This is a genomic window from Caballeronia sp. ATUFL_F1_KS39, from assembly GCF_023630985.1.
GTDB classification, from domain to species: domain Bacteria; phylum Pseudomonadota; class Gammaproteobacteria; order Burkholderiales; family Burkholderiaceae; genus Caballeronia; species Caballeronia zhejiangensis.
The window spans coordinates 1-14,090 of the sequence record NZ_JALQDZ010000002.1; the positions used below are offsets into that span (position 1 = coordinate 1).

Genomic DNA, 14,090 nt, shown 5'->3' on the forward strand with positions numbered 1-14,090 from the left:
CCGAGGAGGGTTGCAACAACGTAGAACTGTAGGGGTGAAACATTACTTACCGCAAGCGGGCCGGATCGGGCGGCGGGGGGGGGGGGGGGGGGGGGGGGGGGGGGGGGGGGGGGGGGGGGGCGGGGGGGGGGGGGGGGGGGGGGGGGGGGCCCCCCCCCCCCCACGCGATGATGGAAATCAGCAGCGTGCCTAATCCACCGCCTTCATCATCTCCTCGACCACCTTCTTCGCGTCCCCGAAGACCATCATCGTCTTGTCCATATAGAACAGTTCGTTGTCGAGGCCGGCGTAACCTGCCGCCATCGACCGTTTGTTCACGATGATCGTCCGAGCCTTGTACGCTTCGAGAATCGGCATCCCCGCGATCGGCGATTTCGGATCGGTCTTCGCGGCCGGGTTCACGACGTCGTTCGCGCCGAGCACGAGCACCACGTCCGTCTGACCGAACTCGCTATTGATGTCCTCCATCTCCTGAACCATCTCGTACGGCACTTCGGCTTCCGCCAGCAGCACGTTCATGTGCCCCGGCATCCGCCCCGCGACGGGGTGAATCGCGTACCGCACATCGATGCCTTTCTCGACGAGCTTGTCGGTCAGCTCCTTCAACGCGTGCTGCGCGCGCGCGACCGCGAGGCCGTAACCCGGCACGATCACCACGCTTTCCGCGTTGCCGAGCATGAACGCGGCGTCATCGGCGGAACCGGATTTGACGGGGCGCTGCTCCGTCGATCCGCCCGCCGCCGCACCGCCCGCCTCGCCGCCGAAGCCGCCGAGAATCACGTTGAAGAACGAGCGGTTCATTGCCTTGCACATGATGTACGACAGAATCGCACCCGACGAGCCGACGAGCGAGCCGGCGATGATCAGCATCGGATTGTTCAGCGAGAAGCCGATGCCCGCCGCCGCCCAGCCCGAGTACGAGTTCAGCATCGACACGACCACGGGCATGTCCGCGCCGCCGATCGGAATGATGATGAGCACGCCCAGCGCGAACGCGATGATCGTCATGATGATGAACGGCAGCCACGATTCGGTGAGCATGAAGATCACGCCGAAGCCGATCATCGCGATGGCGAGCAGCAGGTTGATCAGATGCTGTCCCGAGTACGTGACCGGCGCGCCCTGAAAGAGCCGGAACTTGTACTTGCCCGAGAGCTTCCCGAACGCGATGACCGAGCCCGAGAACGTGATCGCGCCGACAAACGTGCCGATGAACAACTCGACCCGATTGCCATACGGAATCGGCTCGCCGAGCGGTGCGAGCCCGAACGCGGCGGGCTCCGCCACGACACCATAGGCGATGCAGACAGCCGCGAGACCGATCAGCGAGTGCATCGCCGCGACGAGCTCGGGCATCTTCGTCATCTCGACTTTTGCCGCGATGTACGCGCCCGCGCCGCCGCCGATGATCAGCGCGACGAACAGCAGCGACAGCCCGAGCGCGAGATTCGCTTCGAGAAACGCGGCCTGCTTCACGATCAGCGCGAGCGTGGTGAGAATGGCGATCGCCATGCCCGCCATGCCGAACGTATTGCCGATGCGCGCGGTCTTCGGATTCGACAAGCCCTTCAACGCCTGAATGAAGCACACCGAGGCGATGAGATACAGGAGAGTAACGACGTTAAGGCTCATTTACGCGCCCTCCTTGCTCGTGATCTTCTTGGGCTCTTTCTTCTTGAACATCTCGAGCATTCGCCGTGTGACGAGAAAGCCGCCGAACACGTTCACGGCCGCGAGCAGCACCGCGAGCGTGCCGAAGAACTTGCCCGCCGCGCCGACCGTCAGGCCGACAGCCAGCATCGCGCCGACGATGACGATCGCCGAAATCGCGTTGGTCACGGCCATGAGCGGCGTATGCAGCGCGGGCGTGACGTTCCACACGACGTGGTAGCCGACGTAAATGGCCAGCACGAAGATGATGAGGTTGATCACCGTGTGATTGATGACATCCATGTGCGTCTCCGTTCAGGCCGTGGCGCGGGCGAGTTGTCCGTCGCGGCACTGGAGCGTGGCCGCGACGATATCGTCCGCGAGATCGATGTTGAGCGTGCCTTCCTTCGTGATGATCAGCTTCAGGAAGTCGAGAAGATTGCGGGCGTAGAGCGCGGAGGCATCGGCGCCGACCATCGAAGCGAGATTCGTGTGGCCGACGATATGCACGCCGTGCTTCATCACCACCGTGTCGACTTCGGTGAGCGGACAGTTGCCGCCTTTCCTGCCCTCGAACTCGGGTCCGCGTCCGGCGGCGAGATCGACGATCACGGAGCCCGGCTTCATGTGCTTCACCGTTTCGACAGAAATCAGCGTCGGCGCGGGGCGGCCGGGAATCAGCGCCGTCGAGATGACAATGTCCGCCGCCTTCGCACGTTCGTGCACCTGCGCCGATTGCCGCGCGAGCCAGCTCGGCGGCATCGGGCGCGCGTAACCGCCGACGCCTTCCGCCGCTTCGCGTTCCTCATCGGTTTCGAACGGCACGTCGACGAACTTCGCGCCGAGCGATTCGATCTGCTCCTTCACCGCCGGACGCACATCGGATGCTTCGACGACCGCGCCCAGACGCTTGGCCGTCGCGATTGCCTGCAAGCCCGCGACGCCTGCGCCGAGCACGAGCACGCGCGCCGCTTTCACGGTGCCGGCGGCGGTCATCAGCATAGGCATGAAGCGCTGGTAATACTGGCAGGCCATCAGCACGGCCTTGTATCCGGCGATGTTCGCCTGCGAAGACAGCACGTCGAGACTCTGCGCGCGCGTCGTGCGTGGCGCGGCTTCGAGCGCGAACGCAGTGACGCCCGCCGACGCGAGCCGCGCGGTGTTCTCTGTATTGAAAGGATCGAGCATGCCGATGAGCACGGCGCCCGGCTTGAGCATCGCCAGTTCGCTTTCGCTCGGCGATTGCACCTTGAGGACGATCTCGGCGGAAAAGGCCGTGGCGGCATCGACGAGATCCGCGCCTGCTTGCGCGAACGCATCGTCGATATAGCTTGCCGGCAAGCCCGCGCCGCTCTGGACAGAAACACGATGTCCTTGCGTGACGAGCTTTTTGACCGTTTCGGGCGTGGCGGCGACGCGCGCCTCGTTCGCCCGCGTTTCAGCAGGCACTCCAATGTGCATCTTGTAATCCTCCTGTCTTTGTTGCCTTTTTCGCCCGGGCAAGGCTTAGGAAGGCTTAAGGCTGAGTTTTATTTCAAATGCTGGAACTGACGGCTATCTCAACTGTAACCGAAGATTGCACGCGCAAGAATCCGATCCGGCACCCGTTCCGTTTTGCCACAGTCAGCGCTTTCCCTTAGTCCGCGTGCGCGAGATCTGTGCGAGGACGGTAAAATATCTCACCATGAAATCAGACACTTGGGCCCCCCACGTTACGGTGGCTGCCATCATCGAAAAGGATGGTCGTTTCCTCGTCATCGAGGAGCACACGTCGGCAGGGCTGCGAATCAACCAACCGGCCGGTCATCTCGAAGCGGGCGAAACGCTCGTCGATGCCGTGGTCCGCGAGGCGCTCGAAGAAACGGCGCATCGCTTCGAGCCGGAGGCAATCGTCGGCGCGTATATGACGCACTTCGCGCGGCCGGGGCGCGACGTCACGTATTTGCGTTTCACGTTTTGCGGCAAGTCGCTCGGCGAAGAAGCAGGCCGCGCGCTCGACGAAGGCATCGTGCGCGCGATGTGGCTCAGCGCGGACGAATTGCGCGCATCGGTCGACCGGCATCGGACGCCGCTCGTGATGAAGTGTGTCGACGATTATTTATCCGGGCGGCGCGTCCCGCTCGATTTCATCCATACGCATTCGGTCGCGCCGGTGGTGCGGGCGTGATATCCCTATGAGCAAGAAACGAGTAGTGGTGGGCATGTCGGGCGGCGTGGATTCGTCCGTAACGGCATGGCTTCTCAAGGAACAGGGTTACGACGTCGTCGGCCTCTTCATGAAGAACTGGGAAGACGACGACGACGGCGAATACTGTTCGACCCGTCAGGACTGGATCGACGTCGTTTCCGTCGCGGATTTGATCGGCATCGACGTCGAAGCGGTCAACTTCGCCGCCGAATACAAGGACCGCGTGTTCGCCGAGTTTCTGCGCGAATATTCGGCCGGCCGCACGCCCAATCCGGACGTGCTTTGCAACGCCGAAATCAAGTTCAAGGCGTTCCTCGATCACGCGATGTCGCTCGGCGCGGAAACCATCGCGACGGGACATTACGCGCGCGTGCGCGAGAGCGATGGACTTTTCCAGTTGCTCAAGGCAACGGATTCGACGAAGGATCAGTCGTACTTTTTGCATCGATTGAATCAGGCGCAACTGTCGAAGACGCTCTTTCCGCTCGGCGAAATCCCGAAGACGAAAGTGCGCGAGATCGCCGTGCAAATCGGCCTGCCGAACGCCAAAAAGAAGGATTCGACCGGCATCTGCTTCATCGGCGAGCGGCCGTTCCGCGAATTCCTGAACCGCTATCTGCCGACAAAGCCCGGCCCCATGAAGACGGCCGAAGGCAAGATCGTCGGCGAGCATATCGGGCTTGCGTTCTACACATTCGGGCAGAGAAAGGGCATCGGCATCGGCGGCGCGAAAGACGGCAGCGGCGAACCGTGGTTCGTCGCGGGCAAGGACATGGCGTCGAACACGCTCTACGTCGTGCAGGGGCACGATCATCCGTGGCTGCTGTCGCCGACGCTCGTGGCCGGAAACACGAGCTGGGTCGCGGGTTTCGCGCCGAAAGAGGGCGCGGCGTGCGGCGCGAAGACGCGCTATCGGCAGCAGGATGCGGCGTGCCGCTTCGCCAACGCGGACGATGGCCGTTTCGCGCTTCATTTCGACGACGCACAGTGGGCCGTGACGCCGGGACAATCCGCCGTGCTGTATCAGGAAGACGTGTGTCTGGGTGGCGGAATCATCGAACACGCGGCGGCTGGGCACGAGTCGCCGCAAGTTGCGGCGCTCGCTGCGGCGCGTTGAGCATCGCCGGCGGCAAGCGAGCGATCAGCCCCGACTTCGGTCGGGGCTTTTTTCTATCGATCCGATAAAAACTTTTTTGAAACAGTCGCTTGATCGTCTATCTAGTAGTAGATAATTAACGCACACCGAATGCAGGGACAATTGCAGAGATACGCGAAATGGACAAGAACACGGTACGCGACGCTCTACTGGATCACGCTCAGACGCTGTTGATGACGCGCGGGTACAACGGCTTCAGTTTTCGGGATTTGTCCGAACTGGTCGGCGTGAAAACGTCGAGCATTCACTATTATTTCCCGACCAAGGAAGATCTCGCGCTCGAAGCGGTGAATGCGTATAGCGCCGACGTGATGTCGACGATCTACGCGATCGACAGCTCCGCCCCGGCCGACAAGAAACTCGACCGCTATAGGAAGCTATTTGGAAGGATCATCGGCGACGGCAATCAGATCTGTCTGTGCGGCATGCTTGCGTCGGATATCGAGTCGCTGCCGGAGAAAGTACGGCACGCGGTGCAATCGTTCTACAAGGCGAATGAAACCTGGCTGGCGAAAGTTCTGGCCGAAGGCGAAGCGCAAGACACGCTCGACGCTGGCGGAAAGCCTGAAGCGGCGGCACGCACCTTGTATGCGGCGTTTCAGGGGAGTTTGCTTGCATGCCGCCTGTTTCAGACGCGGTCGCGGCTTGAAGAGGTCGCAGACGCATTTCGGCGGTAGATAAGCCTGTGGATAACCTTGTGAAAAACCCCTGAACCGGGCGTTGATTATCTACCGTTGAGTAGATAGATTTTGGCGGAATAGAGCATTTCTCTGACCCGATTCGTCGTTCGAACCATGTCGCCGCACGCGGACCGATGGTTTCAGGAAGAAAAGGGGTTTGGGAGAGAATCGGTCGATCGCGCCCTTCGCCGGTGATCTATCTAGCAGTAGATAATCTTCGATCTCACTTTGCGCTTCCGAGTGCGCCGGAAGCTCCCGCCGCGCGCGGGAGCTTGGTCCAAGAAAGGAATCAGACCGGCGCGGTATCCACGAACGACTGACGCTGCGAAATACGCGCGTAATACTTGTCGAGATTCGGATGTGCGTCGCGCCAGTTCAGATCGGGCATACGGAAATCGAGATAGCCCAGTGCGCAGCCGCAGGCGATATCCGCAAGCGTGAAGCGATTCGCCGAGCACCATTGCTTCGAGCCGATGCCGCGCGCCATCGCGCGCAAGCCGTCTTCGATCTTGTGACGTTGCCGCGCGATCCATTTGTCGCTGCGATGTTCCTCTTCGCGCAACACGCCTTCGAGACGGATCAGCACGGCGGCGTCGAGCATGCCGTCGGCGAGCGCTTCCCAGCAGCGCACTTCGGTGCGCTCGCGCCGCTCCTGCGGCAGCAGCTTGCCGACCGGCGTGAGCGTGTCCACGAACTCGCAGATGACGCGCGAATCGAATACCGCTTCGCCGTCGTCGAGAATGAGGCACGGCACTTTACCGAGCGGGTTGTAGTCGTGGATCTTCGAATCGGATGCCCAGACGTCTTCGAGCACCAGTTCGCAGTCGATCTTCTTTTCCGCCATGACGATCCGCACCTTGCGGACGAATGGGCTGGGGTGCGAACCGATCAGTTTCATCATCTAATTTTCACGTTGATTCGAAATGCGGGCGTCGACGATCTTAACCGGCGCGCGCGAACCATCGGCGAATTAGAGATAGCGGCGGCCGACAATGTCGCCTGCCGACAACATGAAGCGCGCCCGGCGCGCGCCGGGCGTCATGGATCACTGCGCGCTGGCAGTGGTTGCCGCGCCCATTGGCGGACACGGCAGCACCGGCGCCGCGGCGGGTTTGGAACTGGCGCCGCTCTTGCCCTTCGCGGATGCCGAAGGCGCGCTCGCCGTCGCGTGCGGCAAGGAACCGAGGCTGCGCACACCTGCGGAGATCGCGGCGGCGAGTTCGTCGACCGCCTTGCGATGGCCGTCGACGAGCGCGTCGTAACCGGAGCCGACGCGTTCCTGCGCGAGCGTCCGGCATGTCAGCACCGTATCGGATCCGGCGGCGCGCACGCTCCACACGGCGTCGATCACCGCTTGCGCGCCCGGCCACGATTCGAAGCGCTGCACGTTCACCTTCACGCGATACACCGGCACCGATTCCGGATGCGGCGTGCCGTAGACGTCGATCGCACCGAGCTGCTGCGTGAGATCGGCGGAGAGTGCGCGCCGCACTTCGTCGCCCGGCAGCGACGCCCAGCGTTCCTCTTCGAGCACGCGCACCTGCGCGGGACTCGTCTGCACCACCAACTGATTCTTCGCGACCTGCTGCGGCATGTCGACGGGCGCAAGCTCGAAATAGAACGAAGCCTGCGTCGACGGCACGGGCCGCGCGTCGTCGCCGCCGAGCGTGTAGAAACGGCTCGTCGGCGAGGCGCAGGCAGCGAGCATCGCCGCTGCGCTCAGAGTCAACATCAACGAGCCGAACTTCATGGTTTATCTCCCGATTTTCCGCGCAAGAGCGATTCCGGATGGCGCTCCAGGTAATCCGCGAGCGAGTTGAGCGATTGCAGCGTGCGCGTGAGTTCCTGCAGCGCCTGATGCACGTCCGACTGAAGCGGCGAATCCGACTGCAACGTCGATTGCGCCTGACCGAACGTCTGCTTGGCCTGCGTGAGCGTGTCGCGCATTTCCGGCAGGACTTCCTTGTCCATCTTGTCGAAGAGCGCGTTGGCGTTCTTGAGCGAGCCGTTCAGATTCGTGCCGATCTCGTCGAACGGAATCTTGTCGATCTTGCGCGCGATGTCGGCGATCTGCAGCTGCAGCTCGTCGAGCGTGTTCGGCACGGTCGGCAGTTCGATCGGATCGTTGCCAACGCTGACCTTCGCGGGCGGCGCTTTCGGGAAGAAGTCGAGCGCGACATACAACTGGCTCGTCAGCAGGTTGCCGGTGCGCAACTGTCCGCGCAGCCCGCGCTTCACGAGCAGTTGCAGCATGTCCTGGCTCGCCACCGAACCTTGCTCCGGCAGCGCCTGACGCGCGCGCTTGCCGAGGCGATCCGGGTAGAGGTCGATCGTGACCGGCATCATGAACGAATGCGATTTCTGATCGTATTGCACGCCGATGCCCGTGACCTGCCCCAGCACGATGCCGCGGAAATCGACCGGCGCGCCGACCGACAGGCCGCGCAGCGACTGATTGAAGTTCATCACGACGTGCACGGCCTCGCCATCCGGATCGCGCATCGCGTCGGACTGATCGCCGGCCAGACGGAAGGTCGCGTTGTTTTGCGCCTGCGGGCCGGATTGCTGGTTCGGCGGCGTCTGGAACGCGATGCCGCCGAGCACGACCGTTGCGAGCGATTGCGTGTTGAGCGTGAAGCCGCTCGAATCGAGCCGCAGATCGACGCCGCTCGCATGCCACCAGCGCGAGTTGGTGCCGACGTACTGATCGTAAGGCGCGGTGACGAATACCTGCAGCGTGACGCCGGTGCCGTCCTTGTCGAGCGAGAACGCGACGACCTGGCCGACCTGCACGCGCCGGTAATAGACGGGCGAGCCGATATCGAGCGAGCCGAGCGATTCGCCGTGCAGCGTGAAGGTATGGCCTTTCTGATCGCCGGTGACGGCGGGTGGCGTTTCGAGCCCGACGAAATAAGTCTCATCGTCGGTCGACTTGCCCGCATCGACGCCGATATACGCGCCGGACAAAAGCGTCGACAGGCCGGTCACGCCGCTTGCCGCAACGCGCGGACGCACGATCCAGAAGCGCGTGTCCTTGACGGCGAAATCGGTGGCTTCCTTGGTGAGCTGCACGTCGACGAGCACGCGCGCGTGATCCTTCGACAGCGTGATCGTCTTCACCGTGCCGATATCCACGTCCTTGAACTTCACTTTCGTCTTGCCGGGCTCGAGGCCTTCCGCGGAAACGAAGCTGATCGTCACGGTCGGTCCGCGGCTCGACACCGTCTTCACGACGAGAATCACGCCGATCAGCGCCGCGACGAGCGGAATCACCCACACGAGCGAGGGCAGCCAGCGGCTGCGCGGCTCGATCACGGGTTCGGGGAGGTTCGGCGGGAGGCCGCCCTTGTCCCCGTTACCGCTGCCGGCGTTGCTGGCGGGCGGCGCGGGCTGCTTCGGGTCGTTCGGACCTTGGGCACTAGTCATGTTTCTTTCCTGACGGTTCGATGTTGTCCCACATGAGGCGCGGGTCGAATTGCATGGACGCGATCATCGTCAGCACGACCACCGACGCGAACGCGAGCGCGCCCGGACCCGGCGTGATGACGGCGAGCGACTTGAAGCGCACGAGCGCGATGGTGAGCGTGATGACGAAGACGTCGAGCATCGACCAGCGCCCGATGCCCTCGACGATGCGAAAGAGCGTCGTGCGCTGACGCGGCTGCCATGTGGAGCGCCGCTGCACGCTGATGGTAAGAAAGGCGAGCGTGACGAGCTTGAGCATCGGCACGAGAATGCTGGCGATGAAAATCACCGCCGCGAGCGGATAGTCGCCGTCGTTCCAGAAGAGCGCGACACCGCTCATGATGGTGTCGTCCTCGGAACCGAGAATCGACGACGTATGCATGATCGGAAAGAGGTTCGCCGGAATGTAGAGAATCGCCGCGCTGATGAGCAGTGCCCACGTACGCGCGATGCTGTCCGGATGACGCCGGTGCACGACGGCGTCGCAGCGCGTGCAGCGCTGTTTCTCGACGGTGTGCGCGAGCGGCTGCACGAGTCCGCACGCATGACACGACACGACATTCGCGTGCGACGCCGTGATGAACTGCGTTTCGCGCGCCGCTTCGCCGGTTTTCGGATCGATGGAATCGCTCACGATTTTTGCCTCGCCGTGGTTGTGACGCGCTTCGATTCGCGCGGACCGAGCCTTGCCGCGATGTCCCACAACGCGCGCGGATCGAAGCTCACGACGACGGCGAACATGAGCGTCAGCGCGCCGAACGCGAAGAGCGCCGCTTCGGGAATCACGCGCGCGATGCTCACCATCTTCACGAGCGTGACGAGCACGCCGAGCATGAAGACTTCGATCATGCCCCACGGACGCACGAGCTGAATGCCCCGCAGGATTGCGTTGAAGCCAGGCGGCACGTAACCGGAACGCAGCGGAAGCAGCACGTAGAGCAGGGCAACGAGTTCGCACAACGGAAACAGGATGGTCGAGCAGAAGACGAGCACCGCCATGATTTCCATCTGCTCGTTCCACAACGCGAGGATCGCGCCGATGAGCGTCGTCTCCGACGTGAGGCCGTTCGCCTCCAGCTCGACGATGGGAAAGCCTTGCGCGATCAGGAACGTGAAGAGCGCGGCGAGCGTCATCGCCGAGATCTTGTCGAGGTTCGACGAGATGCTTCGATAGAGCAGCGATCCGCAGCGAGGGCATTTCGCCGAGGTGCGTCGAGGCAATGCACGTTTATGGAAGAGCGCGTCGCATTCGTGACACGCGATCAGGTCATCGGATTCGTTCGCGTTCATTCGCGTTCATGGTCGAGGCCCGAGGCTTGTCGAGCGTATTGGTCGGGCGCCGCGAGACCGGCTCCGACCGGGCATAGCAAACGGCGGGCCAGCGAGATTGGTAGCAGCATGGTATCAAATGGCGCGGGGCGGGCGAATTTGGACAGAACGCTTCTTTACAAGCGGAATTAAACTGCCAGGCCGCCCGTTAATACATCGATGCCGGAATCGGTCGCGGTTCGCGCCTTCATCGACCGTTGCACGCATGGAATAGTTCGTTGCATGGGCGGCACACGAGGCTCGCCGAGCCGGCTCGAAAGCCCGCAAAGCCGCGTCGGGACTGGGTTTGCCGGTTCGGCGCGGGCCTTTTTGCGCGCGCTGGCAATTCGTTATCGTTGAGGTAGCATGGCGGCCTTGAACACTTGTCGTCAGGCGGCGGCAGGCCGTGCGACATCGAACACTTGGGTGAGAGCAATATGGAAAGCACCGCTGGCATCACGGCGAGCGCGCCGGCGCAACGATACAGCGCCACGGCGATCGGTCTGCACTGGCTGATCGCGTTGTTGATCGTGGGCGGCTTCTGGCTCGGCTGGATCATGACGGACATTCCGGGCTTCACGCCGACGAAGCTCAAATACTTCTCGTGGCACAAGTGGATCGGCGTAACGGTGTTCGCGCTCGCGCTGCTGCGCGTCGTCTGGCGCGCCACGCACCAGGCGCCGTCGATGCCCGATGGCATGCCGCGCTGGCAACAGGGCGCGGCGCATCTCACGCATATTCTGCTTTACGCGCTGATGCTCGTCATTCCCGTGTCGGGTTATCTGTACAGCTCGGCGGCCGGCATTCAGGTCGTGTATCTCGGCGTGCTGCCGCTGCCGACGATCATCGGACCGGACAAGGCGCTGAAGGCGACGCTGCGCATCGTGCACATCGCGTTGAACTACACGTTGCTGTTCTTCGTCGTGATGCACGTTCTGGCTGCGCTGAAGCATCATTTCGTCGATCGCGACGGCCTGCTCGGCCGCATGCTGCCGTTTCTCAGATGAACGCGTGTCATTGTTTCCTCGCCGTTGGCAAGGCGTTTCCCGGCGGCTGATTGTGATCGCGTACTTATGATTTCCAATACCGGTTTGTTCATTCGAACCGTTTGAATAGGGCACACATGAAAGTGAAACTCAACCGTTGGATGGCAGCCGCTGCTTCGTTCGCGATGATCGCGGGCGCGCATGCGCAGGTAGACATGAGCAAGAGCACGGTGACAGCCACGTCGAAGCAGATGAACGTGCCCACCGACGGCAAGTTCAACAAGTTCAGCGCGCAGATTGCGTTCGATCCGGCGAAGCCGACGGCGGGCTCGGCGAACATCACGATCGACACCGGCAGCTACGACCTCGGCGACGACGATTACAACAAGCAGGTGCGCGGCGCGGAATGGTTCGACGCGGGCAAGTATCCGAGCGCGACGTTCGTCTCCAGCGCGATCGCCCCGGCGGGCGGCAACAAGTACAACGTGACCGGCAAGATCACGATCAAGGGCAAGTCGCAGACGGTCACGGTGCCGGTGACGGTCACGCAGCAGGGCGCGACGGAAACCTTCGACGGCGCGCTGCCGATCAAGCGCACCCAGTTCGATGTCGGAACGGGCGAATGGAAAGATACGTCGATCGTCGCGGACGACGTCGTCATCAAGTTTCACATCGTTGCCGCGAAGAAGTGAGCGGCGTTTTTGTCACACACGACGCATAGTCAGCGTATCTGGTTAGTCAGGAGAAGAACTTGAAAAAGCTTTCGATCATTGCCGCGAGCGCGCTCGCATTGGGACTGTCGTTCGGCGCCTCGGTGAGCGCATTCGCCGCCGACACGTACAAGCTCGACCCGAACCACACTTATCCGAGCTTCGAGGCGGACCACTTCGGTGGCGTGTCGACGTGGCGCGGCAAGTTCAACAAGAGCAGCGGTGAAGTCACGCTCGACCGCGCGGCGAAGACCGGCACGGTGAACGTGACGATCGACATCGCTTCGGTCAACACCGGCAATGCGAAGCTGGACGAGCATCTGCAAAAGGCCGAGTTCTTCGACGTCGCGAAGTATCCGACAGCCGAGTACAAGGGCACGTCGATCAAATTCGACGGCGACAAGCCTTCCGAAGTGATCGGCACGTTGACGATGCACGGCGTGACGAAGCCGATGAACCTGAAGATCGAGAGCTTCAAGTGCTTCATGAACCCGATGATGAAGAAGGAAGTGTGCGGCGTCGAAGCGACGGCGACCTTCGATCGCGGCGACTTCGGGATGGATTACGGCAAGTCGTATGGTTTCAGCCTGACGACGGTGCTGCATATTCAGGCTGAGGGCGTGAAGCAGTAACTCGCGCTCCATTGCTGCTTAGAGAAGGCTTCGCGTGTCATGCGCGAAGCCTTTTTTGTGGATCGAGTTTTGGGTTTGGCAACGTCGCCGATCGATTCTCATACGAAAACACCCAGCCGAGCGGACCGACATTCGGTTTTCACTCGCCACACAATATGCACCGCTATATCAGCGAGGCGGAATTGATCGAACTGCTTCAGATCGCGCATCCGAGCACGATTTCGGGGCGGGCCATGATCGCGCTATATGGCAACTATGTTGGCACCCAGAACGTCGCGACGGCGCAGATCCTGTATGCCCGCATGCGGGAGACGGTAAGCGCGGAACATATCAGGGATACGTTGACTGACTGCGGCTTTTCCGCCGCGGTGTCGCAACTGTGCATTTCATTTTGCGAAGATCGATTGCGCGAGGCGGCGCGATGGGCGGAGGCTCCTGAGCGCTTCATCGCCTGAAATGAAAACGGGCCTGTCCGCGAAGACAGGCCCGGTCGTTCTTATCGGCTCGACGTATTTCACGCATTGCTTCGATACTCGGGGAAAGACGTTTCCTCACGAACCCAATGTGCGGACGACAGCGACATCGCATGAGAAAAGTAAATGGTTGTTCTCTCTGTCGACTGCAGGCAGCGGAAACGCGGCATGGTATGGCGCGCTAGAACTTCGTCCGAAAAGACGTGGTTGAACTCGGGATTGCTCAGGTCGGCGGACAGCGCCGTCGCGAACGGCATGGTGAACGCCATCGAAGCGCTCATTCCGCCCGTGGCGTGAATGTCCTTGAATAAAGCATGCGGTAGGTACTCGTATTTCTCCGAACGGGAAATAAGGATGCCGCAATGTTTTGAGATCCTGAAGTCGTAGCCGCTATCGAGTTCGGCGACGCAGGTTTCGATGTGATTGGTGAGATAGATGTCGTCGTGATCCATCCAGAAAAAATGAGTGCAGTCCTCCTGGATGAGATGATTCAACGGAATCCGATACCAGTCGTTTTGGGGAATGCTCTGGGGCGTGTACATCCATACTACGGGTGCGCCGAGATCCATGACGCACCATGCGTAGTTGTCTCCGGCTCCGTTCTGATGCACGCAAATGATATCCGGGCGTCGCGTTTGGGCGAGCAGTTGCAGGACACAACTCCGTAGCAATTCCGGGCGATTGTAAGTCGGGATGAAAATCCCGATTTTGTTTTTCTGTGAGGACGACATAACGTACGGTTGGAACGGACTGATTTGCTCGGCAGCGCATTGCGTGCGGATTCGAGCCTAGTCGAAGTCGAGGTTGTCTTTTGTTCTTGCGTCGAAATTTGATGAAATTCA

17 protein-coding genes are annotated in these 14,090 nt (G+C 61.6%); 8 read left to right on the forward strand and 9 right to left on the reverse strand.

All coding sequences use genetic code 11. From position 1 onward, the window contains the following. Nucleotides 1-34: 34 nt before the first annotated feature. Nucleotides 35-193: a hypothetical protein gene (locus NCR93_RS02085; RefSeq protein WP_250532149.1), complete on the forward strand. Its 159-nt coding sequence runs from the start codon at nucleotides 35-37 to the stop codon at nucleotides 191-193. Here the strand turns inward: NCR93_RS02085 and NCR93_RS02090 are convergent. The 3 genes from NCR93_RS02090 to NCR93_RS02100 are packed head-to-tail and all read right to left on the reverse strand — an operon-like array spanning nucleotide 190 to nucleotide 3,111. Then, on the reverse strand, nucleotides 190-1,632 hold the full coding sequence (locus NCR93_RS02090) for an NAD(P)(+) transhydrogenase (Re/Si-specific) subunit beta (RefSeq protein WP_008351540.1): 1,443 nt from the start codon (nucleotides 1,630-1,632) through the stop codon (nucleotides 190-192). The genes NCR93_RS02085 and NCR93_RS02090 overlap by 4 nt on opposite strands. Beyond that, complete coding sequence (locus tag NCR93_RS02095; RefSeq protein WP_008351539.1) at nucleotides 1,633-1,953, reverse strand: NAD(P) transhydrogenase subunit alpha part 2; 321 nt, start codon at nucleotides 1,951-1,953, stop codon at nucleotides 1,633-1,635. It abuts the gene before it with no gap. Between the two features lie 12 nt (nucleotides 1,954-1,965). Next, nucleotides 1,966-3,111, reverse strand: coding sequence for a Re/Si-specific NAD(P)(+) transhydrogenase subunit alpha (locus NCR93_RS02100; protein ID WP_034470619.1), 1,146 nt, complete (start codon nucleotides 3,109-3,111; stop codon nucleotides 1,966-1,968). Nucleotides 3,112-3,334: 223 nt separating this feature from the next. Here NCR93_RS02100 and NCR93_RS02105 point away from each other — a divergent pair, with 223 nt between their 5' ends. The 3 genes from NCR93_RS02105 to NCR93_RS02115 all read left to right on the forward strand — a co-directional run bounded on the left by NCR93_RS02105 (nucleotide 3,335) and on the right by NCR93_RS02115 (nucleotide 5,671). Next, on the forward strand, nucleotides 3,335-3,817 hold the full coding sequence (locus NCR93_RS02105; protein ID WP_175979798.1) for an NUDIX hydrolase: 483 nt from the start codon (nucleotides 3,335-3,337) through the stop codon (nucleotides 3,815-3,817). 7 nt (nucleotides 3,818-3,824) lie between these two features. Then, nucleotides 3,825-4,955, forward strand: coding sequence for a tRNA 2-thiouridine(34) synthase MnmA (gene mnmA, locus NCR93_RS02110; RefSeq protein WP_250532150.1), 1,131 nt, complete (start codon nucleotides 3,825-3,827; stop codon nucleotides 4,953-4,955). 158 nt (nucleotides 4,956-5,113) lie between these two features. Next, entirely contained in the window at nucleotides 5,114-5,671 is a 558-nt protein-coding gene (locus NCR93_RS02115) for a TetR/AcrR family transcriptional regulator (RefSeq protein WP_250532151.1), read from the forward strand. A gap of 292 nt (nucleotides 5,672-5,963) precedes the next feature. Here NCR93_RS02115 and NCR93_RS02120 read toward each other — a convergent pair whose 3' ends face one another. From NCR93_RS02120 to NCR93_RS02140, 5 genes are all read right to left on the reverse strand, one after another. Next, complete coding sequence (locus tag NCR93_RS02120) at nucleotides 5,964-6,575, reverse strand: glutathione S-transferase C-terminal domain-containing protein (protein WP_174447708.1); 612 nt, start codon at nucleotides 6,573-6,575, stop codon at nucleotides 5,964-5,966. Nucleotides 6,576-6,719: 144 nt separating this feature from the next. Then, nucleotides 6,720-7,424 carry a PqiC family protein gene (locus NCR93_RS02125; protein ID WP_175979800.1) on the reverse strand — a complete coding sequence of 235 codons (705 nt, stop codon included), beginning with the start codon at nucleotides 7,422-7,424 and terminating at the stop codon, nucleotides 6,720-6,722. Next, nucleotides 7,421-9,100, reverse strand: coding sequence for a PqiB family protein (locus tag NCR93_RS02130; RefSeq protein ID WP_250518049.1), 1,680 nt, complete (start codon nucleotides 9,098-9,100; stop codon nucleotides 7,421-7,423). The genes NCR93_RS02125 and NCR93_RS02130 overlap by 4 nt, the downstream gene beginning before the upstream one ends. Next, nucleotides 9,093-9,773, reverse strand: a complete 681-nt coding sequence (locus tag NCR93_RS02135) for a paraquat-inducible protein A (protein ID WP_008351528.1) — start codon at nucleotides 9,771-9,773, stop codon at nucleotides 9,093-9,095. The genes NCR93_RS02130 and NCR93_RS02135 overlap by 8 nt, the downstream gene beginning before the upstream one ends. Next, nucleotides 9,770-10,429, reverse strand: coding sequence for a paraquat-inducible protein A (locus NCR93_RS02140; protein WP_175979801.1), 660 nt, complete (start codon nucleotides 10,427-10,429; stop codon nucleotides 9,770-9,772). The genes NCR93_RS02135 and NCR93_RS02140 overlap by 4 nt, the downstream gene beginning before the upstream one ends. 455 nt (nucleotides 10,430-10,884) lie before the next feature. Between NCR93_RS02140 and NCR93_RS02145 the strand changes: the two genes are divergently transcribed. From NCR93_RS02145 to NCR93_RS02160, 4 genes are all read left to right on the forward strand, one after another. Further along, nucleotides 10,885-11,454, forward strand: a complete 570-nt coding sequence (locus tag NCR93_RS02145; RefSeq protein ID WP_008351524.1) for a cytochrome b — start codon at nucleotides 10,885-10,887, stop codon at nucleotides 11,452-11,454. Between the two features lie 116 nt (nucleotides 11,455-11,570). Beyond that, nucleotides 11,571-12,125, forward strand: a complete 555-nt coding sequence (locus NCR93_RS02150) for a YceI family protein (RefSeq protein WP_008351522.1) — start codon at nucleotides 11,571-11,573, stop codon at nucleotides 12,123-12,125. Between the two features lie 59 nt (nucleotides 12,126-12,184). Beyond that, nucleotides 12,185-12,775 carry a YceI family protein gene (locus tag NCR93_RS02155; protein ID WP_008351520.1) on the forward strand — a complete coding sequence of 197 codons (591 nt, stop codon included), beginning with the start codon at nucleotides 12,185-12,187 and terminating at the stop codon, nucleotides 12,773-12,775. Nucleotides 12,776-12,930: 155 nt separating this feature from the next. After that, complete coding sequence (locus NCR93_RS02160) at nucleotides 12,931-13,230, forward strand: hypothetical protein (RefSeq protein WP_250456597.1); 300 nt, start codon at nucleotides 12,931-12,933, stop codon at nucleotides 13,228-13,230. Between the two features lie 59 nt (nucleotides 13,231-13,289). On the opposite strand, the gene NCR93_RS02165 is transcribed toward NCR93_RS02160, so the two are convergent. Further along, a complete protein-coding gene (locus NCR93_RS02165; RefSeq protein WP_250532152.1) occupies nucleotides 13,290-13,859 on the reverse strand; it encodes a hypothetical protein in 570 nt (189 codons plus the stop codon). Between the last annotated feature and the right edge of the window lie 231 nt (nucleotides 13,860-14,090).